Origin of the sequence: Clostridium neuense (genome assembly GCF_045310695.1) — a bacterium.
In the GTDB taxonomy this organism is placed as follows: Bacteria; Bacillota; Clostridia; order Clostridiales; family Clostridiaceae; genus Clostridium_S; species Clostridium_S neuense.
Genome location: NZ_JBJIAA010000001.1, coordinates 402,307 through 425,534, shown reverse-complemented (window position 1 = coordinate 425,534; position 23,228 = coordinate 402,307). Strand labels below are relative to the sequence as shown.

Sequence of the window (23,228 nt, the reverse complement as noted above, 5' to 3'; positions counted from 1 at the left end):
ACAAAAACATAAAAATAATTCATGAGTTAAAATAAAATAAAGAAAATTTATTTGTTTTTTTCTGAAATGTATTTTTTTTCAAAGTTTTTATAGTCTGTATCAACTTTTTTAAAAGCATCTTTAGACTGACTATATATATCATTTACTTTATAGGAAGCCGAATCATTGTCTTTTAAGTTTGCCTCATAGTTTAATGCAGAAGTAAAATAATTCATATAAGAAATATAATCATTTAAAACTAAGTTAAAAGCTTTATAGGATTCAAGTCTACCTGAAGGAACAGATATGTTTTGAAAATTATTTTTTAAATTTACAAATTCAGCATCGTTTTTACTTATTTTATCAAAAGCATAATCATAACTTATTATCTTTTTTCTCGCCTTAGTAGCATAGTCAGAAAAATCGGTCATTATAAGCTTAAATTGATCACACACATTATCCATAGTGATATCAAAATCACTACTCATTGAGGCTTGGAAGCTTTTATCAATTTTTGTTCTTTTTCTTACGCTAAAGTAAGTTTGAAAGGCATCTATAAATTTTAAAGTAGCAGAGGGAAGAGAAAACTTTTTATTGTTTATTGTAATTTTAGAATAATATTTTGTGGATAAATCTCTGTAAGTATTAAGTGATGTCATTGCAGTATCTATATCTGGAGCATCTGGATTGTTTACACAGGACTGAAGCTGCTTGTACAATAAAATGTTGTTTTTAATTCCGTTCTTTAAATCGGAAACTACCATTTTATATTTATCATTTATGCTTAGCTTGGATAATTTATTAGCTTCTGCAGTTAATGAAGCTGATATTTTTCCTATATCTTTTCCGGTTTGCTTTGAATCTAGTTCCTTTGAATTTAAGTTTGAGGATGCCTCATTTAACTTTGTTATTTCCTTTGTTATCCCTTCTATTGCTTTTTCACTAGAGGTATACTTATTTACATTAAATAGACTATAAACTATAAAAATTGTTAAGAATACTATTGCAAGGATAGGCAGTATGTACAAAAGAGTTTTTGGTTTTATGGACTTGATATTCATAATAATTCCTCCCTAAATGCTTATCTATATTTTTTACATTCTCCTATAGTAAGATTATATGAAGAATAAATTTTTGCATTACACTTTATGGAAAAGATTGTGAATTATATGAAAAAGGTAATGCAAAATTGTAAAAGGTATTTTAAATAATAATTTCGCTATACTATAATAACTTTACGTAGTGTATAATTATATATATGAATTTACTGAACTTTTTAAGGCTTGTTCAATCATGTTTTTTACAATTAAGTTAAAAAAATTAAGAACAGGAGGTGAAAATATGGAGTTTATGCATATTGCAAACAGCGCAATCAAAGGAATGACAATTTGGTCTGTGCTGGATATTATCGTGGTATCATACATTTTTTATAAAGGTTACATGCTTATAAAAGAAACAAGAGCAGTACAGCTTTTAAAAGGAATACTTTTAATTATACTTTTAATTCCAATAAGCGATTTTTTGCACCTTACAATGTTAAATTGGATATTGCAAAGAACAATAACAATAGGTGTTCTTTCTATAATCATTATATTTCAGCCTGAGATAAGGAGAGCACTTGAACAATTAGGCAGAAGTGCTTTTAATGAAAATCATATACTTGAAAATGAAGCAGAATATGAAAAGATAATAAATGAAATTGTAAACAGTGTTGGGAACCTATCAGAACAAAAAACTGGAGCACTTATTATAATAGAGCAAAAAACTGGATTAGAGGATATAATAAGTACAGGAACAAAGATAGATGCAATAGTTTCGGCGGCACTTTTAGAAAATATATTTGTTGTAAATACACCTTTACATGATGGAGCTACTATAATAAGAAATGGCAGAATAGCAGCAGCGGGATGTTTTTTACCACTTACTTCAAATAATGATTTAAATAAAAAGCTTGGAACAAGACATAGAGCAGGAATTGGCATATCGGAAAACTCAGATGGACTTGTAATAATAGTATCTGAGGAAACTGGAAACATATCTCTTGCTATAAATGGGAAATTAACTAGAGATTATAGTAAGGAAAAATTAAAAGCTATATTAATGAGGATAATAAGGATTAGATATAGCAGAAAAACGGCTTTAAAGGAGAAGGTGAAAAGATGGAGAAAAGCGGGAAAAAACAAATAGTTATAAGAATAGCCTGTTTAATAGCTTCTTTTTGTCTATGGCTTTATATAAATAATTATGAAAATCCTATAAAAACATATAAGATTAAAAATGTTACGGTACAAGTTTTGAATCAGGATTTGCTCAAACAAAATAATCTTGTCCTTTCACCAAATCAAAACTTTAATATAAATCTAACAATAAAAGGCAATGCAATGGATGTATATTCAGTTAAGGCCAGTGATTTTAAATTAGTTGCAGATTTAAGCTCTTATGCTTTAAAGAAGGGTGATAACAGAATACCTGTAAAAATTGAAAAATATCCTGATAATATAAATGTGGTGCAGACAGATAGTTTATGGGTTGATATTAATTTAGATGAGTACACACAAAAAACTGTTCCTGTAACTACAAACATACAAGGCAGACCTCAAATAGGGCTTTACTCATCAGATGCTACCGTTAATCCAAGAAATGTAACTGTAAGTGGTCCGGCAAAAAATATACAGTTAGTAGATCATGTAGAGGTTAATGTAAATGTAAGCAATTTAACCAGTGATGCGGAGCTTAAGGTTGTACCTCAGCCAGTTGATGCTAAGGGGAATCTTATAAGTGATGTTAAGGTACAGCCTGGCACCATAAATGTCAGTGTACCTATAAGAAAAGCTAAAAGTGTGGCTGTAAATGTAAAGACTAAAGGGCAGCCTTCATCGAAAATAAGTATAAAATCTGTTTATCCTGAGCAAAACTATGTAGATGTAATAGGAAGTGAAAGCGAACTTGCAGATATAAATAGTATAGATACAGAAGAGGTTGATTTAAGCAGCATAACAGGGGATACAGAAGTAAAGGCTAAATTAAATGTCCCTAAAAATGTACGACTTGTAGGAAGCAGTACGGTAACTATAAAGATAACAACAGAACAAGCTGCTAATAATCCGACAAATACGAATACAACGCTTAGTGTAAATATAGGTTCGACTAATCTAGATCAAAGCTTGAAGGCTGAAATAAAACCTTCTACCATAACAGTAGTTGTCTCTGGAGGAACTAATATTAGTAGTGATTCAGTAAAAGCAGTTGTAGATTTAAGTAACTTAAAGGAAGGTACACATGATTTGCCGGTAAATATAACACTGCCGGAGGGGGTAAAAAAAGTATCACAAACTCCAGATAAGGTTACTGTTACTATAAGTAAGAAATAGAGCCAAGAGTAGAGTTGTAGAAAATTACTATAACTTTACTCTATATTTCATTCAGTTTGAAACTTATATGTAGTTTTTAAGAGAGGAGCATAAAGGTTGAGTTTAAGAATAAGCAATATAAACATAGATATAGATGAAGAAATTGAAGCTGTAAATAGAAAGGCAGCCAAAAAGCTTAAAATTTCAGAGAAGGATATCAAACGCCTAAAGATACTTAGGGAATCTATAGATGCAAGGCGTAAGGATGCAATAAAATTTAATTACACAGTGGAAGTTAACTGCGAAAATGAAGATAAAATATTAAAGAAAATACATGATAGAGATGTAATCAAAGAAAAAGAAATTGCAGAGGAACCTTTTAAATTTGGAAATGAAAAACTAAAGCATAGACCTATTATCGTTGGCATGGGCCCTGCTGGAATGTTCGCAGCTTTGACTTTAGCTCAAAATGGGTATTCGCCGCTTGTAATAGAAAGAGGCGAGAGGGTAGAAGAAAGAACCAAGACTGTTAACACCTTTTGGGAGAAGGGAAGCTTAAATACAGAATCCAATGTTCAGTTTGGAGAAGGGGGAGCTGGAACCTTTTCAGATGGAAAGCTTACGACAAGAATAAAGGATTATAGATGCAGTATTGTAGTAGATGAATTTGTAAAAAACGGAGCACCAGAGGAGATAGCCTATGTTGGAAAACCACATATAGGAACAGATATATTAAAAGAAGTTGTTAAAAACATAAGAGAGAAAATCATAAGTCTTGGAGGCGAAATTTTATTTAAAAGTAAGCTACAGGATTTAATAATAAAAAACGGTAAGCTTCAAGCTGTAGTTGTAAATGGAGAAGAAATTCCCTGTGAATGTTTAATAATGGCCATAGGTCACAGCTCTAGAGATACTTATGAAATGCTTTATAAAAATCAAATAGTTATGGAAACTAAGCCTTTTGCAATAGGCGTAAGAATAGAGCATAAGCAGGAGCTTATAAATGAAAATCAATATGGAAAATATAAGGATCATCCAAGACTTAGGGCAGCAGATTATAGACTTGCATATACGACAAGGGAAACAAAACGTGGAGTTTACAGCTTTTGTATGTGCCCAGGTGGAGAGGTTGTAGCTGCAGCATCGGAAAATGAAAGGCTTGTTACAAATGGTATGAGCAATTATAAAAGAGATAAAGAAAATGCAAATTCTGCTCTTGTGGTTTCAGTTAATGAGGAAGACTTTAAAAGTGAAATTGAATTATATAAAAGTTATATGCCAAGCTTAAAGGATTTTAGTAAAGATAACTATCCTCTTTGGGGAATGGAGTTTCAAAGATATTATGAGCATCTAGCATATATAGCTGGTGGTAAAAACTACTGTGCTCCAATTCAACTTGTTGGAGATTTTATGAAGGATAAGAAAAGCACTAAATTAGGCTCAGTTACTCCAACCTATAAACCAGGCTATACATTTTCTAATCTTAAGGAATGCTTACCAACTTATGTAATAGCTTCGCTAAAAGAGGGATTAGAGAATTTTGATAAAAAAATAACAGGTTTTATGGATAATAATGCTATTATGACAGGCATAGAAACAAGAACTTCTGCACCAGTTAAAGTATGCAGAAATTCTGAGCTTGAAAGCATTTCTCTTAAAGGACTTTATCCAGCAGGAGAAGGAGCGGGCTTTGCAGGAGGTATAATATCAGCAGCTGTTGATGGCATTAAAGTTGCAGAAAGTTTAATGGCAAAATATACAATGCACTGAATTTTCTGAAAAAACAAGCTTTCATGAAAAAGTTTGTTAAAATATATATAAACGATAATATGCATACAATTTTATTTCAATATACAAATTATAACGAAAAAGAGGAGAGAGCTTAATGATTAAAAGTTTTAATGAAATTATCGAAAAAGTAAAGCAAAATGAAATGAAAAAAGTAGCAGTAGCAGTAGCACAGGATGAGGCAGTACTTAGAGCAGTAAAAGATGCAAAGGATAATGGAATTGCAGATGCAATACTTGTAGGAAATCATGACGAAATAGTATCTATAGCTTTAAAAATAGGAATGGACATAAAACAATATGAAATAGTTGATGAACCAGACGTAAAAAAAGCTGCTCTTAAAGCAGTAGAATTGGTATCAAGTAAAAAAGCAGATATGGTTATGAAAGGACTTGTTGATACAGCTACTTTCTTAAGATCAGTACTTAACAAAGAAGTTGGACTTAGAACAGGAAAATTAATGTCACACGTAGCAATATTTGAAACAGAAGCTTTTGACAGATTATTGTTCTTAACAGATGTTGCTTTCAACATGTATCCTGAATTAAAAGACAAGGTTCAAATAATAAACAATGCAGTTAAAGTAGCACACGCAGTTGGAATAGAACAGCCAAAGGTTGCACCAGTTTGTGCAGTTGAAGTTGTAAATCCAAATATGCCAGCAACACTTGATGCAGCAATGCTTGCAAAAATGAGCGACAGAGGACAGATAAAGGGCTGCATAGTTGATGGACCTTTAGCACTTGATATAGCATTATCAGAAGAAGCAGCACAACATAAAAAAGTTACTGGACCTGTAGCAGGAAAAGCAGATATACTTTTGATGCCTAATATAGAAACAGGAAATGTTATGTACAAGACTTTAACTTATACAACTCATTCTAAAAATGGATGTCTTCTTGTTGGAACAGCAGCACCAGTTGTACTTACTTCAAGAGCAGATAGTCATGAAACTAAAATGTATTCAATAGCACTTGCAGCACTTGTTGCTAGCCACAAATAATTAGTTAGGCTTGGAGGGAAAATAATGTATAGATTATTAATTATAAATCCTGGATCAACATCAACAAAGATAGGCGTATATGACGATGAAAAAGAAGTATTTGAAAAAACTTTAAGACATTCAGCAGAGGAAATAGGTAAATACAAGACAATTTTTGATCAATTTGAGTTTAGAAAAGATGTTATACTTGATGCTTTAAAAGAAGCCAACATAGATATAAAAACTTTAAACGGAATAGTTGGAAGAGGCGGAATGTTAAAGCCTTTAGTAAGCGGAACTTATGAAGTTAACGATGCTATGATAAATGATCTTAAAATAGGAGTTCAAGGACAGCATGCAGCAAATCTTGCAGGAATAATAGCAAAAGAAATAGGAAAAAGCTTAGACATTCCAGCATATATAGTAGATCCTATAGTTGTTGATGAATTAAGCGATGTTGCAAGAGTATCTGGTATGCCAGACATTCCAAGAAAAAGTATTTTCCATGCATTAAATCAAAAAGCTGTAGCAAGAAGATATGCAAAAGAAAATGGCAAAAAGTATGAGGATTTAAACCTTATAGTAGCTCACATGGGCGGCGGAACAACAGTTGGAACACATCAAAAGGGAGTAGTTGTTGATGTAAACAATGGACTTGATGGAGAGGGACCATTCTCACCAGAAAGAAGCGGTGGAGTTCCAATAGGAGATCTTGTAAAAATGTGCTTCAGCGGAAAGTACACTTATGAAGAAGTTATGAAAAAGATAAATGGTAAAGGTGGAGTTGTTGGATATTTAAACACTCTTGACTTTAAAGCTGTAGTAGACAAAGCTCTTGAAGGAGATAAAGATTGCAAACTTATATATGAAGCATTTACATATCAAGTTGCAAAAGAAATAGGAAAATGTGCAGCAGTTTTGAGTGGACAAGTAGATGCAATACTTTTAACTGGTGGAATTGCTTATAATGAGCATGTATGCAAAGCAATAACAGATAGGGTTAAATTTATAGCTCCTGTAGTACAATACGGTGGTGAAGATGAACTTTTAGCTCTTGCCGAAGGTGGACTTAGAGTTTTAAGAGGAGAAGAAAAGGCTAAACAATACTAATTTATGAAAATAAATCTACTTTGTTATGTAGTGAATATATTTTAAACCTATTTATAGGAGAATGTGATTAATTATAATTTTGCAATCAATAAAGTTTTATATATAAATAATAGTATGCTTGATTTTGGCATATTTTGATATGCAAAAAAGGTTCAATCACATTCTCCTTTTATATTATTACAATTCGCTTTTTCAATACATATGTGGTGCTAAATTATACATACAAAGAAAAGTAATTTTTTTTGCCTGATTTCACCATACTATATTTAGGTTAGAAAAATTATTTGTATAGGTTGGAATTTTTAGGGGTGTTAGTTTGAAAAGTAAAATTAAGTATCTTGATGGGTTAAGGGGATTAGCAGCATTTATAGTTATTGTAGATCATTTTATGCTTGCATTTTATCCTGCTTTATTTAGTACGTTAGGAAAATATAGTCATACTAGTGGACTTATAGAGTTAAAATTATCTAAAACAATATTTAATATATTATATGATGGCAACTTATCAGTATGTATATTTTTTATATTAAGTGGATATGTTTTAACTTATAAGTTTTTTTTGACACATGATTATGAGTATATTATTTCGGGTGCTTCAAAAAGATATATAAGATTGATGGTGCCAATATTGTTCACGATGAGTGTAGCATATATTTTTATGAAGTTGTCACTGTTTAATAATAGTACTGTAGCAAAAACTACATTAGCAGTTAATAGTGTGTCTCAGTGCTGGACATTTAAACCAAGTTTTTTAGGAATGATTAAGCAGGCAACATATGGTGTATTTATTAAAAATCAATATTCATATTATGTAAGTCTATGGACTATGACTTACGAATTTTTAGGTTCATTTTTGGTATATTCCATAGCAGCTATATTAGGTAGACTTAGGAACAGATATATTTTTTACATAATAATTGTTTTGCTATTTATTAAAACATACTATTTGGCTTTTATTTTAGGAATGATTTTAAGTGATTTATATAATAATTATAAGCATATTAAAATATTAAATAGCCGACTTTTGGGTATAATTTTTCTTATTATCGGAATATTTCTGGGTTCGTATCCTCTTGTTTCTACAGATGGAACGATTTATAAATTTATGACTATTAACTTCGCAGATTCAATTATGTTTTACCATATAACAGGTGCATTTTTCATTATGCTAGCATTATTAAACTTGCAAAGCTTAAAAAAATTATTTTCAAGCAAGCTATTTTATTTTCTTGGTCAAATATCATTTCCTATGTATCTCTCTCATTTGATAGTGCTTTGCTCATTTTCAGGATTTGTATTTATGAAATTATTACGCTTTTTAAATTATCATGTTGCATTTATTATTACGTTTGCATTATCAGTGCCATTAATAATGCTCATTTCGTATTTTATTCATAAGTATATTGATTTGGGTGGTGTTAAATTATCTTCTTATGTGTATAAGAAGTTTTTCAAATCTACTTTTGTGGTAGAACGAAATATAAATGCTGATGCTAATAAATAATTTAAGTGATTTTATTTTTAAATATTCCATGATAAATTTCTAAGATTCATGATAATACTTATGCATGACTTAATTTTAGTGAGAAATTTTTTGGCAAATGTATGCACTAAAGTTAAGACTTTACCGCAGGATGGTAAAAAAATTGTTTGATGTTCAAAGTTTACCTGTGACAGCATAAATTACTAGGAGAAAAGTGCTTAAGAGCTTATAAACTAAGTGATAATATGTACGATAACTTTAAAGGTAATGATATAAAAATTATAATTAGTTATAAAAAATTAAGGCTAAAATATAAAAGTAAACAATTGCTGAAAAATCTATATTATTATATAATTATAAGACAATAGAAAAAAGTCCAATATCCATGGATATGACAGGATGTAATACCAAACTTATGTTGATATTTTATGTGAAAAGATATATAATCATTAAAGTGTAGTGTTTTGATTTATATAGTAATAATCTTGAAATGTGAAATATATGTATACAAATTTGATTTTTTATTGAAAAATATGTACAAGTAGTGTATACTAATGTGGTAAAACTGGAAAGCTGCATTAATGTAATATAAGATTTAGCTTTAATGGAACAATTATATTACATATATGTGAGATTTAATAGTAGTTTAAACTAAGATAATATTTGCTGCTTAGTTTTGCAGATATTAACTTTTTATTTATATTTAATTTAGTTATTTACATTAATAAGTAGGAGGGATTTGTAAATGAATTTCAAAAAGACATTAGGTTTAGTTTTAACAGCAGCTTTGGTTTCATCTTCAATAGTAGCTGTTAAACCAGCAAAGGCTGCAACAACTTCAGCAACACCAGTAGTTGCAACTGCACCAATTAGTAGTACAGTTCAAAGTTTTAGTTATTTCTTTGCACAAAAATCACTAGCATTTGATGGAGATAGGGATAGTTGTGTAGTATCTACAGCTTATAATGGACAAGTACAATATGAGATGTGGGTTAAACAAGTATCAGATCCAAATGCAAAATGGCAGGTTGTATCAAAAGGCGCAGATGGTAAGCCAGGATACGCAGAAGCTACAGATGGTAACAATTCACTATACACAATACCTTTAGTAGATGGATTTTCTTTTAAACAAGGAAACTACATTATAGCTGTATATGCTAAAGTAGCAAACACTGATGGAGCAAAGAGCAATGGTCTTAAAATTGATGGAAGTGGCGTTGCTGGCAGCACAGGTACAGAACAAAAATTTGATGTAGCAACTTCAGCAAAATTACAAGTTAAGAGCAGTAGTGATAAACAAAAATATGATGATGTTATGAGTGGAGACTTTATGTTTACTCCTGGTACTCTCGTAGCAGGTCAAAAAACAACATTCAAAGGATTTGCTTCACAAAAAGATGGAGCTAAATACAAATTCATAGTTAGAAAATCTGGAACAGATGGTTCAGATATTAAAAATTATACATTTTTAAATGATTCATTCCAGTCAAGTGTTGATTGGACTCCAGCAGAAGCAGGAACTTATGAAGTAATTGCTTGGTCTGAAGCAAAAGTTAATAAAGGCGGAGCAAGAGATGGATGGGCTATATCAACTGTTACAGTTGCTGCTGCTCCAGTTCAATCAAAGTTGACAGTTACAAAAGTAGCTGATTTCAACCCATTCATGGGAGTACAACAAATAACAGTAAATGATTCAAGCTTAGTAAGCAAAGTTCTTGTAGATGGAAAAGAAACTAAATTTAGTGCACCAGATGCAACTACAGTAAGAATGGTATTAGACAATGAACCAACAACAATAGTACTTGTAGATAAAGATGGTAACCAAGTTACTGCAAAGGGTGGTAGTACTCCAACAACAAAAACATTAACAGTTACAAAAGTAGCTGACTTCAACCCATTTATGGGAGTACAACAAGTAACAGTAAATGATTCAAGTTTAGTAAGCAAAGTTCTTATAAATGGAAAAGAAGCTAAATTTAGTGCACCAGATGCAACTACAGTAAGATTAGTATTGGATGATGAACCAACATCAATAGTACTTGTAGATGCACAAGGAAATCAAGTTACTGCAAAATAAGTTAATTAATAAAAATAATCTTATATAACCAAAACTCAAGGAGGGAATTTTTAATGAATAAGAATAAAAAAATGTTAGCAGTTCTTTCAGTTCCAGCTTTAGCTTCATTATTAGCTGTAGCAGTTACTACACCTGTAAAAGCTGCAAATAGAGATTTCTATGATACATCAACAACACCACTTACAACTTTCTCAAATTCTGATTATACTTCAAAGGATGCTACATTGAATGCTTTAATAGATGCATCAATGAATCATCCAAGTCAGCTTGTTTATGAATATGGTGGAAAGTACTACAATTATAAAACTTTATCAGATAATTATGCTACTGATAGAAATGCTTCTGGCGCAACTGTAACAACTGCTTTCGCTAAAGCAATAGCTGATACACCAGTTGTACCAGATCCAGTTCCACCAGTAGTAACAAATTTAGCTGTAAGTTCTGTAACTTCTCTTAATGTAAAACAAGTAAAAGTAACATTTAATAATACAGTTGATAAAACAACAGCTGAAACAGTTACAAATTACACAATTAATGGAGCAGCATTAGTGAATAATTCTGATATAGCTAAATTGCAAGCTGATGGTAAATCAGTTGTTATAACAGTAGCTGGAGATGGATTAACTAATCAAAGTTCTAATACATTATCAGTAAATGGAGTTAAAGATACAAATGGTAACTTCTTAAACAACTCTGCAGCAACTGCATTTACAGTAGCTGATAATGCATTTCCACAAGCAACTAGTGCAACTTTAATTAGCCCAACAGAAGTTAAAGTTACATTTTCTGCACCTATAAAAACAACTAATACTACTGATTATTTGATAGATAACGGAGCTTATTCTGTAGCTTCAGTTACTTCAAATCCATCAGACGATAGTGTAATATTAGATTTAGGAACATCTTTGCCAGCAGGACCACATTCATTAGTAGTATCACCTTCAACAACTGGTACATTGCCTGCTGCTTATAATGGTTATAAAGTAGCTAATACTACTCTTACTGTAAATGCAGTATATGATGCAACTGCTCCAACTGTAAGTGTAGCAAGCGTTAAATTGGCTAGTGCAAACTCAACTACTGTACAGTTTAAATTTAGCAAACCAGTAGCTTTAAATGGTGCTGATTTTTATTGGGGCTATAATAATGTTCATGATAATTTGGCAAAAACAACAGCAGTTGATTCAGCTGCAACACAATTTTCAATAAATGGAACACAATATGCAGATGTATATGATGTTACATTTGGAACAGCTTTACCAGCTGGAACAACTACATTCTATGTAAATAACGATGCTGATATAACAACTAATTCAACATCATATATTTTAGATGGATGGGGAAATAAATTTACAAGTACAAGCGTTACTGGAGTACTTTCAACAGATACTACAAAGCCTACAGCAACTAATGTAGTATTCAATAAAGATGCAGGAGCTATTGATGTAACATATAGCAAAAATAATATTTCTAATGGTTTAGATGGTACAAAATATACATTGAAAGATAGTTCAGGAAATGTTGTTACTTCACCTTCAGGATATTTTGATGCTTCTGGACATCCACTTTCAATATCAGATCTTACAACTACAAAGGGATATTACGAAATTGGAGTTGGATCATTGCCAGCAGGAACTTATACATTGACTATTGGCGGAATTACTGATAGTACTTATCCAGTAGCTAATGCAATGGATTCTAAGTCATATACAATAACAGTTCTTAATACTAGCAATCCAGGAGTTAATAAAGTAACTTATAATAAAACTGCAAACAAAGTGTTAGTATACTTTGATAAAGCAATGGCTGTTTCTGGTACAGGTTCTATACTTGATCCAACAAACTATCAATTTGATGGAAAAGCATTACCTTCAACAGCTACAATAACAGCTACAAATAACAATTCTGTTGCTATAATTACATTTGCAACAGGAACAACATTTGCAACAGGAACAACGTTATCTGCTAGTGATTCTTTGATAGTTGGTTCTGTTAGAGATTCATATGGCAACTTACTTCAAAATTTATCATATGAATCTAGTCCTTCTAAAAATACAATGACAGCAGATGGTGTATCAATTGCTGATGTTAAAACTGATTCATTTACTGCAACTTCTAACACAACAATAACATTTGTAGTAAAACAACCTCTTTCAGGAGTATACAAGGATAATATAACTATTACAAGATCCGATGCTGCAGGTAAGAGTGTTAAACTTACTAATGCATCATATGCAAATAAGACATTTAGCGATGGAACTTATGGTGCCCTTGTTACACTTACAGTGTCTGGTAATGATGCAACTAATGGTTATGTAGATTTAGGAACAGATTCAACTAAACTTAGTGTTAAGTTAGCTGCTGGTGCTTTTGCTACTATTAATGGTGGTTCATATACTGCACCAGATGCTGGAAATACAATAAGCACAATTGCAGATGGAGTAGCACCTTTAATTGTTGATGCTACGACTGACTTAAATGGTAATGCTCCTGCAACAGTTACATCAGGAAAATATGTTACTATAGATGCAAAAACAATTTTAGCTACTGCATCTATGTCAGATGTTGAATTTGATGCAAGTGAAAAATCTACAGTTTCAATAGGTAAATTAACTCTTAATAATAAGGTAGTTCCAGCACAAACTTTCACTACAGATAGTAATGGTTATGCAAAAATTAACCTTTCACAGTTAGTTGGTTTAACTAATACTGGTGTTAATGGTGCATCTGTTACTGAAGCTCAGTTAAAAGGTTTAGCTGGTGCAAGTAGTACATTAACAATACCAGTTACTATGATTGATGCCTCAGGAAATGAAACTGATGGAACAATAACAATAACTAATCTACACTAATAGAAAAAGAGGGGTTATCCCTCTTTTTTTTATCTAAAATGCTTTTTATATTTAAAACTTAATAATGGTTATTATAAATCAAAACTAAGATTTGGTTATTGGAGAAATGTTAATGAAAACTAGAAAGTTATTTTGTTTTTAACTTCGATAAAGCAAATATGTTGGATTTTTATAATAAGCTTGATAAATATGCGTGTTGTATAAAATCGAGTTTGTTAATTTAAATATATCAGATAAGCCACTTGTATTAAAAAATTAACAAATAGTTCTTAAGATAAAGGTAGAAGAGTGGTGAATTAAATTCTGTATTTATTAAGAAGAATATTTCTTAAAGAGAGGTAGAACAGTAATTGTGATATACTATAACTAGCTGAATATTGCTAAATAAAGAGCCATTGTTTATAATTATTTAAACAAATATAATGGAAGAGAATATCAGTCAGCTACAAAAAAATATGAATTAGAGATTTAGTAACTGAGATTTTATTGGTGAAGTATAAGATTAAAGTTACTTATAAAGAATTGCATTCTTTAGTAATTGGGATTCACAATAGATAATATTAAATTATTTAGAGAAATTTGCTTAAATATCTGTTAGTGAAAAAGGAAAGCTTTAATCAAAAATTAGAAATTTAGGTACTTTGATAAATTAAAATATTAATTTATAATGTGCTTTTGGATAAATTACTTTATTTTCTAGCTTAGAACAAGTAGAAGTTGCATAAAAAGCTTATTAAGTTAATTTTACAACTATATAATGAAAGGATATAACAAGAAATTGAGGAGGTAATAGTTTTGAGAAAAAATAAATTATTAAAAATTATAAATTTTTTAATTATAAGCATATTAATTATAGGTATGCTGGCTGGTTGTGGAAATGCAAAAGGAAAACATGAAGCTGTAAAGCCTGTTAAAGATCCTAGAAAGATTGTACAGGATAAAAATTACACTAAAGACTTAAAAAGCGAAAAAGAGGTTTTAGATGGACAAATTTATTTGCAGAATGGTATGGTATGTGGGGCTATTATGCTTAAGAATAATGTCAGTGATAAGGATGCTAAAGCATTAGCACAAAAGTATGCTGATGAGCTTAAAAAGACTTATAAAGGTATGAAAATAAATGTTCAGGCTGTAAAAAAGAACAAAAACGTGGCAAACATTACAGTTGAGAGTTGACAGGGGACAGTGGATAGTTGGAGGTTGAGAGTTTTTTAGTTGGCAGTTATCAGTTGAATTTATAGGTATTATGTGTTGACGGATAACTACAAAACTAATTGATTGTAACAAATAACTATCCACTCTTCATTGTCAATTCTCAACTGTTAATTTTTGTATCTTGAAGTGCCATAAATTTAATGATAAAATTAGGTTACTTAAAGTTATAATGAAATTTATTTAGTTGCTGATTTTAAATTTGAGTTAAGGCTAGTAGTATTATAAATAAACTGTTAACTGCAAAACTAAAAAACTGTCAACAAATAACTATCAACTATCAATTGTTAACTTTCAACTGTTAAGGGCGGTGAAATAATTGGATAAAGAAACAAAACAAATGTTTGAATTAATGTTAAATAAATTGGATAGCTTAGATAAAAGGCAGAATGAAATATATTCTATAGTGAGGTCAATTGAACATAGTAATAATACTCATAAAGCTGAAATAGATAACCTTAACCTCAAAGTTGCACATAGTGAGGGCGTAATTAATAAAATCGGCGATGTGATTAATAAAAGTAGATCAATAAAATGAAAATTATTAAGTAAATACATTAGTCTGATGCTTGTTTTAGATTACTTAAAATTAGAATGAGAATTATTTAGTTGCTGATTTTAAATTTGAGTTAAGGCTAATAGTATTATAAATAAACTGTTAACTGCAAAACTAAAAAACTGTCAACAAATAACTATCAACTCTCCATTGTCAACTCTCAACTGTTAAGTAAGTACATTAATTTAGTACTTATTTTTTTATAATTAATTTTTATTTGGAATGTTTTTCATTATATAATAAGATATAGGGTTATATACAGGGAATTAATAATAAGAATTAATTGTTAATTACTGCACTCTATGATAAAATTATTGTGGGATGGTGATATATTATGAAGATTAATAAAGTTATTGCAACAGCAGCTCTTGCGTTTGCAATTTTAAATTTAAATTCATTTAAGATTAAAGCAGCAGATGTAAGTCAAGCTGTTAAAACCTTTTCGGCCAGGACAAATGTAGCTTTAAATAAAACTTGGACGGTTAAATTTAGTAATGAGGTTGATGAAAAAACTATTGGAGACAATGTTAAGGTTCTCGATGATGATACAAATACTTATGTAAATGCAGCAGTAACCTTAAATAGCGATAAAAAATCTCTTCAAATAGCTGCACCTTCAAATGGTTATGATGTTAATAAAAATTATACTGTTACAGTCAGCAGCAAAATTGTTAACTTAAATGGAAAAAATCTTGCACAAGATGCTAAGCTTGATTTTACCACAGCAGCTATAAAAAGCACTGATGCTATAAAAGATATAAATACAGCTGTAGGGACTATGCCTACTCTTCCAGGCAGCATAAATGCACTTTTAACAGATGGAACAACAAAATCTTTTGATATAACTTGGGACAATCTATCGCAAAGTGACATTTCAAAAGCAGGAACTATAAATCTTAGTGGAACTTTAAAGAATACTAATTATAAAGTTGCAGTTAATATTATTGTTGCTGATATAGCTTTTTTGAAACAATTTAGTACTGATCTTGGAAATGTAGAAGCAAAAATATCAGATAGTAATGAGAGAAATGTAATAGTAGTTTTAAAGACAGCTGTAGATGCTAAAATAGCAAATCCATCTAGTACTTTAAATTCACAACCAGCAAAGGATGCTTGGCATGCACTTACAACTGCACAGCAAAATGATTTGGAAGGTATAATGCTTAGTAATTTTTCGCTGGATGAATTACTTGAAGCAAAAGCAATGCTTTAATAAAACATGAGAATTCACTAAGATATTACAAAAAATTCATTGAAAGTATTGAGGATTATGTAGTATTATATTAAAGGTATAATATACAAATTAGCAATAAAATATGCAGTTTATATTTTGCATTTTTACTTATGCCTAAACATGTGGGAGGGAAACTTTTTGGAAGAACAGGAAATGACATTGGACTTGAAAGACTTCTTTTATATTATAATTAAAAGAAAAAAGATGATATGCTTAATAACTATAGCGGCTGTCATAGTTTCAGCTTTGCTTAGTTTTTTTGTGATAAAGCCAACATACCAAGCTAATACAAGCATAATAGTTGGAAGACCACAGCAGGATAAGAACGAAAAGCTAGATAACAATGATGTTACGATGTATCAAAATTTAATGAAAACTTACATAGAGATAGTTAAATCAAAGCCTATTTTAAAGGCAACAATAGAAAAGGCAGATTTAAATTTAACAGAGGATCAGCTTGGAAAAATGATAAATGCTTCAAGTCAGCAGGGAACTCAGATAATGGACATAAGCATAACAGATAAAAATGCTGAAGAAGCCTATAAAATCGCAGATTCACTTACAGATACTTTTATAGATAAGTCTAAGGAAATATTCCCAACCTCTGGAGTGCAGTTGTCTGTAATGAATAAGGCAGATGTACCTAAAGCACCAATAAAGCCTAAAAAGGTGCTCAACATAGCAATAGCATTTGTTTTGGGTTTGTTTGTATCAATTGGACTAGCTTTTGTGCTTGAATATATGGACAATACAATAAAATCTGAAAATGACGTAAATAAATATTTGGAACTTCCGGTTATAGGTATAATACCAGATCAGCCAGATATGCAGGAATAGGGGGATAATTAATGTCTGTTTTTATAGTAGAAAATGAACCAAAATCACCTGTAACTGAAGCGTACAGAACGCTTAGAACTAATATACAATTTTCATCCTTCGATAATGATTTGAAAAGCATACTTGTAACGAGCTCTGGTCCATCCGAAGGTAAAAGTACAACAATAGGAAATATTGCTTTTACCATGGCTCAAGCAGGAAAAAGGGTTATTTTAATAGATTGTGACCTTAGAAAGCCGTCTGTTCATAAGAAATTTTCTATATCAAATAAGATAGGTTTGTCGGATTATCTTGTAGGTGAAGCAACCCTTGAAGAGGTTGTTGTAAAATATAACGATAGTTTAAGTATAATACCTTCTGGAACAATACCTCCTAATCCAGCTGAAATGATATCTTCAAATAAGATGAAGTCATTTATAAAGCAGTGTGAGGCTGATTATGATTGTGTGCTTGTTGATGCGCCACCTGTAATAGCTGTAACGGATGCACAAATATTATCAACTTTTATAAATGGAGTGCTTCTTGTTGTAGCATCAGGACAATCAGATAAGGATGCGGCAGTGAAGGCAAAGGAACTTCTTGTGAATGTAAAAGCAAACATAGTTGGAGTTGTGCTTACAAAAACAAAGACTAAGTCTGGCTATGGTTATGGAAAAGGTTATGGTTACGGTTATGGATATTATTATGCCGATGATGATGGAAGTAAAAAGAAAAAAAGGAAGAAAGCAAAATGATAGATATACATTCTCATATTATTCCAGCTGTGGATGATGGCTCAAAGGATGTTGAAACCTCACTTGAAATGCTTAAAATTGCTCATCAGGATGGTACAAAAATTTTAATAGCTACTCCTCATTTTTATAGGAATAGATACGAGTGTAATTTCAGTGATATTCAAAATCATATAAAAAATTTAAATGAACTTGCAATAGAAGCGGATATAGATATAAAAATATTGCCCGGGCAAGAGATATTTTTGGATAAATATTCTTCGGATTTATATAAGTCTGGGACAATAGGTACAATAAATAATAGTAGATATATGCTTGTAGAAACCTCTCTTGTTGGGGTAAGGCCAAGGGATTTAATGGATAATATATATGAGCTGAAGCTTTTGGATGTGGTACCAATTATAGCCCATCCTGAACGCTACGAATTTGTTATTAAAGATAACACGGAAATAAACGATTTTATTAAAGAAGGCTGTTTATTTCAAATAACAAGTACAAGTATAACAGGAGGCTTTGGCAAAGAAGTAAAGAAGACTGCTGAAAATTTAATTAAAAACGGCATTTGTAATTTTATTGGCTCGGATGCCCATACAACTGGCAGAAGATGTCCCAAGATAAGAGAAGCACTTGAACAAATTAAAAATATTGATGAAGGGATTTATAGTAGCATTAATAAAAACTCTTTATCTTTAATAAATAATGAAAAGTTAAATATAAAAATGGAATTAATAAAAAAGAGAAAAAAGTTATTTCCGTTTTGGTAATTATTTTATAGTTTTCCATTTGAATTTAGCTGGAAAACTTTCTTATTATATTAGTATATTTTGTTATGAAATTAATGGTAATGTGGCTGTAACCTTTAAAGTAAATTGGGGTTGTGATATAATTATAAAAGGATAATTATAATATTATCTAAGCTTAGGGGGGGTAAGATGCAAAATATGGAATTGGAAGTAGAGGAAAACTATAGCAGCAAAAAGAAGGATTCACATGAAGAGTATATTAACTATAATTGTAGTTTTACATATTATTTTATAAAAAGATTTGTTGATATCATTTGTTCGGTTTTAGGAATAACTTTTTTAAGTCCCCTTATGCTTATAATTTCCATTGCTATAAAAATAAATTCAAAAGGTCCAGTTATTTTTTCTCAGGAAAGAGTGGGAAAACACGGGAAGATTTTTAAAATGTATAAATTTAGATCTATGGTAGTAAATGCTGAAGATTTATTATGTGAGCTTAAAAATAAAAATGAAATGTCTGGTCCTATGTTTAAGATGAAAGAAGATCCAAGGGTTACAAGTGTAGGCAAGTTTATAAGAAAGACAAGTATAGATGAACTTCCACAGCTTTTTAATGTGTTAAAGGGTGAGATGTCTCTTGTTGGGCCAAGACCTAATTTGCCTGAAGAAGTGGCAAAGTTTAATAATTGGCAAAAACAAAAGTTCATGGTAAAACCTGGTCTAACTTGCTATTGGCAGGTAATGGGTAGAAATGATATTGGTTTTGAAGAATGGATGAAGCTTGATATAAAATACATAAAAGATAGAAATACTTTACTTGATTTAAAGCTCATATTTAAGACGTTTTTTGTTTTATTTGGGGACGAGCATGCAAGATAGAACAGTTGAGAGTTGACAATTGAGAGTGGATAGTTGGTTGTTGACAGTTGATAATTATAAGAGTTAGTAGTTGAGAGCTAACATAGACTTATGTTTGGAGGGTAGATTATGCTTTGTGCACTTATTATGGCTGGAGGTAAAGGTGAAAGATTTTGGCCGTTATCTACAGATGAAAAACCAAAGCAATTTTTAAAGCTTATTGGCGATAGAACTATGATACAAATGACGGTGGCGAGGCTCTTAAAGCTTATACCACTTGAGAGAATATTTGTGGTTACAGGTAAAAGATATGTGGATTTATTAAGAGAGCAGCTTCCTAGTTTGCCACTTAGAAATATAATTGTAGAACCTGTTGGCAGAAATACAGCACCTTGTATTGGTTTATCTGCGTTTATGATAAATAAATATTATGAAAATTCTTCAATGATAGTGCTTCCATCGGATCATTTAATAGTAAATGAAGAGGAATTTTTAAAGACAATAAAGGCTGCTGATGAATTTATACATAAAAATGAAGAAGCAATTGTTACCTTTGGAATGAAACCCAATAGACCAGAAACAGGGTATGGCTACATAAAATGCGGAAGTAAGGAAAAAAACATAGATGATTATAAAATAAAAAATGTAGAGCAGTTTGTTGAAAAGCCAAATACTGAAAAAGCTAAAGAATATTTAAAAGAAGGCAATTTTCTTTGGAATGGTGGCATGTTTATATGGAAATGTAAAAATGTGCTTCAGCTTACAAAAATGTATTTAGCTAAAACTTATGAAGTTTTAAACGAAATAGCAGCCTGCAGGGAAAATGAATTTGAAGAAGTTTTAGAAGAAAAATATCCTGAGGTTGAGAATATTTCTGTAGATTATGGAATAATGGAAAAGGCAGAAAATATGTATGTTATACCATGTGATTTTGGATGGGATGACATTGGAACCTGGTATTCTGTTGAAAGATATAGAACGAAGGATGAAGATAATAATGTTTTTGTTGGTGATATAAAAAACATTGACGGTAAAAATAATATTGTTGTTGGAAATGAAAAGCCTATAGTAGTTGTGGGGCTTTCTGATGTGTTTGTTGTGGAAAGTGATGACATTATTTTTGTTGGTAAGAAAGAGGATATTGAGAGAATTAAAGAGATTAAGAAAAAAGTTGTAAAATAATTAGATATGAGGTATACCGTAATGAATGTTGCATTAGTACATGATTGGCTCACTAATATGGGTGGAGCTGAAAGAGTTATAATAAATTTTAAAGAAATATATAAAGATGCACCAATATACACTACATTATATAATCCAGATAATTTGGATAATGAATTCAAAAATATTGATGTTAGAACATCTTTTCTCCAGAGTCCAAAGAATTTGAGAAGAGGTCATCAAATGTTATTGCCATTTATGCCTATGGCATTTGAAAGTTTTGATTTAAATGAATATGATATAGTGCTTAGCAGCAGTTCATCTTGTGCAAAGGGTGTTATAACAAATCCTGATACTATGCATGTTTGCTATTGCCATACTCCTATGAGGTATGCATGGGAATATTATTATGAATATGCAAATGAATGGGGATTAAATAAGCTTAAAGGAAAATTACTTAAGTATGTTATGAATTACATAAGGATGTGGGATAGAGTATCAGCAGATAGAGTTGATTATTTTATAGCAAATTCTGAAAATGTAGCAAAAAGAATATGGAAACATTATAGAAGAGAGAGCGTGGTTATTCATCCACCAGTAAGATGTAATTTGTTTAATATAAGCGATACTGATGAGGATTATTTTTTGATAGTTTCAAGATTAGTTCCTTATAAAAGAATAGATTTAGCCGTACAAGCATTTAATGAGTTGGGATTGCCACTAGTTGTAATTGGTGATGGAAAAGATTTAAATAGATTAAAGGCCATGGCTAAGGATAATATTAAATTTTTAGGAAGGCAACCTGATGAAGTTATAAAAGACTACTATTCTAAGTGTAGAGCGTTTATATTTCCTGGCGAAGAGGATTTTGGAATAACACCACTTGAAGCGCAGTCTAGTGGTAGACCTGTAATTGCATACGGAAAAGGTGGAGCTTTAGAAACTGTGGTTGAACAAAAAACTGGTGTGTTTTTTAAGCAACAAACTGCAGAAGATTTGAAAGATGCAGTTAATAGGTTTCAAAGTTTGAGTTTTGACAAAATGTGTATAAGAAAACATGCAGAAGAGTTTGATGAGAAAATATTTGAAATGAAAATTAGAAATTTTGTTAACGAAAAACATGACGAATTTTTAAGTACTAAGAAGTGGAAGGTGCTATAAATGAGACAAGTTGTATTTAATGCCCTTCAAACATCTTTGAGTGGAGGGATAGGAAGATATTGTCATGAATTGTCAAAAGCTATATATGACCAGCATAAAGTTGATTTTAAAATAGTCATAAGGGAAGAAGATAAAAATTCATTTAGTTTTGCAGATATAAAGGATTTAATAATTGTTAAAAATATAAAGAATGCTAAACAGAGAAATTTTTATGAACAATTTAAATTACCTAAGTTAATTTTAAAAAAGTATCCTAATGCCGTTATACATTATCCTGATACAATGGCTCCAATTTTTGCAAAGAATAAGGTAATTATAACAGTTCATGATTTAGCTTTTAAAAGTGTTAAAGATGCATTTACATGGAAGACAACTTTGTGGAAAAATTTTATTACAAATTTATCTATAAAAAAGGCTGATAAAATAGTAGCTATAACTGAATTTACAAAGAGTGAGATGCTAAAGTATTATCCTAAAATTAATGATAAGATAAGCGTTATTTATAATGGTTTTAATGATTTTTCTAAAGAGCATATTAATTGCAATAATATTAATAAAAATATTTTGGATTTAAAAGATAGTAAATATATACTAACGGTTAGTACTATATCACCAAGAAAGAATATAGATGGAATTATAAAGGCATTTGATTTAATAAAAAATAAAATTAGTGATTATAAATTAGTTGTAGCAGGGAAAAATGGTTGGTTATATGAGGAAGTTTATAAAATAGTTGATAACTTAAATTTAAGTGACAGAGTAGTATTTACTGGAGGTATAAATGATGATGAATTGAAATTTTTATATAAAAATGCTAATTTATTTGTATATCCATCGTTTTATGAGGGATTTGGATTGCCACCTTTGGAAGCGATGAGTTTTAAAATTCCTACAATTGCATCTAATGTCAGCTCGTTACCGGAAGTTATACAAATGAAAGAATGTTTATTTGATCCATTTGATTATAAAGAAATATCAAAATTAATATTAAAAATTGAAAATAATCAATATTTTAAGGACAATATTATAAAAAACCAATCCCAAATTTTGAAAAGTTACTCTTGGAATAAATGTGGTAACAATATGGTTAAATTCTACTTAGAAGGATGATAAA

19 protein-coding genes are annotated in these 23,228 nt (G+C 30.5%); 18 read left to right on the top strand and 1 reads right to left on the bottom strand.

The genetic code is table 11. The features are described 5' to 3' along the window. Nucleotides 1-47: 47 nt before the first annotated feature. A complete protein-coding gene (locus tag ACJDT4_RS01840) occupies nt 48-1,040 on the bottom strand; it encodes a hypothetical protein (RefSeq protein ID WP_406785823.1) in 993 nt (330 codons plus the stop codon). Nucleotides 1,041-1,320: 280 nt separating this feature from the next. Between ACJDT4_RS01840 and cdaA the strand changes: the two genes are divergently transcribed. From cdaA to ACJDT4_RS01750, 18 genes are all read left to right on the top strand, one after another. Then, nucleotides 1,321-2,166: a diadenylate cyclase CdaA gene (gene cdaA, locus ACJDT4_RS01835; RefSeq protein WP_406785822.1), complete on the top strand. Its 846-nt coding sequence runs from the start codon at nt 1,321-1,323 to the stop codon at nt 2,164-2,166. After that, the gene (locus ACJDT4_RS01830) at nt 2,139-3,350 is read left to right on the top strand and encodes a CdaR family protein (RefSeq protein ID WP_406785821.1); all 1,212 of its coding nucleotides are present in this window, start codon (nt 2,139-2,141) and stop codon (nt 3,348-3,350) included. The genes cdaA and ACJDT4_RS01830 overlap by 28 nt, the downstream gene beginning before the upstream one ends. A gap of 96 nt (nt 3,351-3,446) precedes the next feature. Then, entirely contained in the window at nt 3,447-5,099 is a 1,653-nt protein-coding gene (locus tag ACJDT4_RS01825) for an NAD(P)/FAD-dependent oxidoreductase (RefSeq protein ID WP_406785820.1), read from the top strand. Between the two features lie 115 nt (nt 5,100-5,214). Further along, the gene (gene ptb, locus ACJDT4_RS01820) at nt 5,215-6,120 is read left to right on the top strand and encodes a phosphate butyryltransferase (RefSeq protein WP_406785819.1); all 906 of its coding nucleotides are present in this window, start codon (nt 5,215-5,217) and stop codon (nt 6,118-6,120) included. Nucleotides 6,121-6,144: 24 nt separating this feature from the next. Further along, on the top strand, nt 6,145-7,209 hold the full coding sequence (buk, locus tag ACJDT4_RS01815; RefSeq protein WP_406785818.1) for a butyrate kinase: 1,065 nt from the start codon (nt 6,145-6,147) through the stop codon (nt 7,207-7,209). Between the two features lie 316 nt (nt 7,210-7,525). Further along, nucleotides 7,526-8,713: an acyltransferase family protein gene (locus tag ACJDT4_RS01810; protein WP_406785817.1), complete on the top strand. Its 1,188-nt coding sequence runs from the start codon at nt 7,526-7,528 to the stop codon at nt 8,711-8,713. A gap of 724 nt (nt 8,714-9,437) precedes the next feature. Then, the gene (locus tag ACJDT4_RS01805) at nt 9,438-10,769 is read left to right on the top strand and encodes a hypothetical protein (RefSeq protein ID WP_406785816.1); all 1,332 of its coding nucleotides are present in this window, start codon (nt 9,438-9,440) and stop codon (nt 10,767-10,769) included. Between the two features lie 53 nt (nt 10,770-10,822). Beyond that, on the top strand, nt 10,823-13,621 hold the full coding sequence (locus tag ACJDT4_RS01800) for a beta strand repeat-containing protein (RefSeq protein WP_406785815.1): 2,799 nt from the start codon (nt 10,823-10,825) through the stop codon (nt 13,619-13,621). A gap of 795 nt (nt 13,622-14,416) precedes the next feature. Continuing rightward, nucleotides 14,417-14,797: a hypothetical protein gene (locus ACJDT4_RS01795; protein WP_406785814.1), complete on the top strand. Its 381-nt coding sequence runs from the start codon at nt 14,417-14,419 to the stop codon at nt 14,795-14,797. A 355-nt stretch (nt 14,798-15,152) separates the two neighbouring features. Beyond that, complete coding sequence (locus ACJDT4_RS01790; protein ID WP_406785813.1) at nt 15,153-15,371, top strand: M domain protein; 219 nt, start codon at nt 15,153-15,155, stop codon at nt 15,369-15,371. Between the two features lie 352 nt (nt 15,372-15,723). Next, complete coding sequence (locus ACJDT4_RS01785) at nt 15,724-16,602, top strand: Ig-like domain-containing protein (RefSeq protein WP_406785812.1); 879 nt, start codon at nt 15,724-15,726, stop codon at nt 16,600-16,602. Nucleotides 16,603-16,761: 159 nt separating this feature from the next. Beyond that, nucleotides 16,762-17,460, top strand: coding sequence for a YveK family protein (locus tag ACJDT4_RS01780; RefSeq protein ID WP_406785811.1), 699 nt, complete (start codon nt 16,762-16,764; stop codon nt 17,458-17,460). 11 nt (nt 17,461-17,471) lie between these two features. Next, nucleotides 17,472-18,194 carry a CpsD/CapB family tyrosine-protein kinase gene (locus tag ACJDT4_RS01775; protein ID WP_406785810.1) on the top strand — a complete coding sequence of 241 codons (723 nt, stop codon included), beginning with the start codon at nt 17,472-17,474 and terminating at the stop codon, nt 18,192-18,194. Then, complete coding sequence (locus ACJDT4_RS01770) at nt 18,191-18,955, top strand: tyrosine-protein phosphatase (protein WP_406785809.1); 765 nt, start codon at nt 18,191-18,193, stop codon at nt 18,953-18,955. Before ACJDT4_RS01775 ends, ACJDT4_RS01770 begins: the two co-directional genes overlap by 4 nt. 168 nt (nt 18,956-19,123) lie before the next feature. Continuing rightward, complete coding sequence (locus ACJDT4_RS01765) at nt 19,124-19,813, top strand: sugar transferase (RefSeq protein WP_406785808.1); 690 nt, start codon at nt 19,124-19,126, stop codon at nt 19,811-19,813. A gap of 108 nt (nt 19,814-19,921) precedes the next feature. Further along, nucleotides 19,922-20,974 (top strand): mannose-1-phosphate guanylyltransferase, encoded by a 1,053-nt coding sequence (locus ACJDT4_RS01760; RefSeq protein ID WP_406785807.1) that lies wholly within the window; start codon nt 19,922-19,924, stop codon nt 20,972-20,974. 21 nt (nt 20,975-20,995) lie between these two features. Continuing rightward, nucleotides 20,996-22,114, top strand: a complete 1,119-nt coding sequence (locus ACJDT4_RS01755) for a glycosyltransferase (RefSeq protein WP_406785806.1) — start codon at nt 20,996-20,998, stop codon at nt 22,112-22,114. After that, on the top strand, nt 22,115-23,224 hold the full coding sequence (locus ACJDT4_RS01750) for a glycosyltransferase family 4 protein (protein ID WP_406785805.1): 1,110 nt from the start codon (nt 22,115-22,117) through the stop codon (nt 23,222-23,224). Nucleotides 23,225-23,228: the final 4 nt, after the last annotated feature.

What these genes read in the sequence shown, in the direction of transcription:
- buk (WP_406785818.1), top strand. Translation starts at nt 6,145, where the DNA reads ATGTATAGATTATTAATTATAAATCCTGGATCAACATCAACAAAGATA.
- ACJDT4_RS01775 (WP_406785810.1), top strand. Translation starts at nt 17,472, where the DNA reads ATGTCTGTTTTTATAGTAGAAAATGAACCAAAATCACCTGTAACTGAA.
- ACJDT4_RS01830 (WP_406785821.1), top strand. Translation starts at nt 2,139, where the DNA reads ATGGAGAAAAGCGGGAAAAAACAAATAGTTATAAGAATAGCCTGTTTA.
- ACJDT4_RS01755 (WP_406785806.1), top strand. Translation starts at nt 20,996, where the DNA reads ATGAATGTTGCATTAGTACATGATTGGCTCACTAATATGGGTGGAGCT.
- ACJDT4_RS01750 (WP_406785805.1), top strand. Translation starts at nt 22,115, where the DNA reads ATGAGACAAGTTGTATTTAATGCCCTTCAAACATCTTTGAGTGGAGGG.
- ACJDT4_RS01785 (WP_406785812.1), top strand. Translation starts at nt 15,724, where the DNA reads ATGAAGATTAATAAAGTTATTGCAACAGCAGCTCTTGCGTTTGCAATT.
- ptb (WP_406785819.1), top strand. Translation starts at nt 5,215, where the DNA reads ATGATTAAAAGTTTTAATGAAATTATCGAAAAAGTAAAGCAAAATGAA.
- ACJDT4_RS01770 (WP_406785809.1), top strand. Translation starts at nt 18,191, where the DNA reads ATGATAGATATACATTCTCATATTATTCCAGCTGTGGATGATGGCTCA.
- ACJDT4_RS01800 (WP_406785815.1), top strand. Translation starts at nt 10,823, where the DNA reads ATGAATAAGAATAAAAAAATGTTAGCAGTTCTTTCAGTTCCAGCTTTA.
- ACJDT4_RS01805 (WP_406785816.1), top strand. Translation starts at nt 9,438, where the DNA reads ATGAATTTCAAAAAGACATTAGGTTTAGTTTTAACAGCAGCTTTGGTT.
- ACJDT4_RS01765 (WP_406785808.1), top strand. Translation starts at nt 19,124, where the DNA reads ATGCAAAATATGGAATTGGAAGTAGAGGAAAACTATAGCAGCAAAAAG.
- cdaA (WP_406785822.1), top strand. Translation starts at nt 1,321, where the DNA reads ATGGAGTTTATGCATATTGCAAACAGCGCAATCAAAGGAATGACAATT.
- ACJDT4_RS01760 (WP_406785807.1), top strand. Translation starts at nt 19,922, where the DNA reads ATGCTTTGTGCACTTATTATGGCTGGAGGTAAAGGTGAAAGATTTTGG.
- ACJDT4_RS01840 (WP_406785823.1), bottom strand. Translation starts at nt 1,040, where the DNA reads ATGAATATCAAGTCCATAAAACCAAAAACTCTTTTGTACATACTGCCT.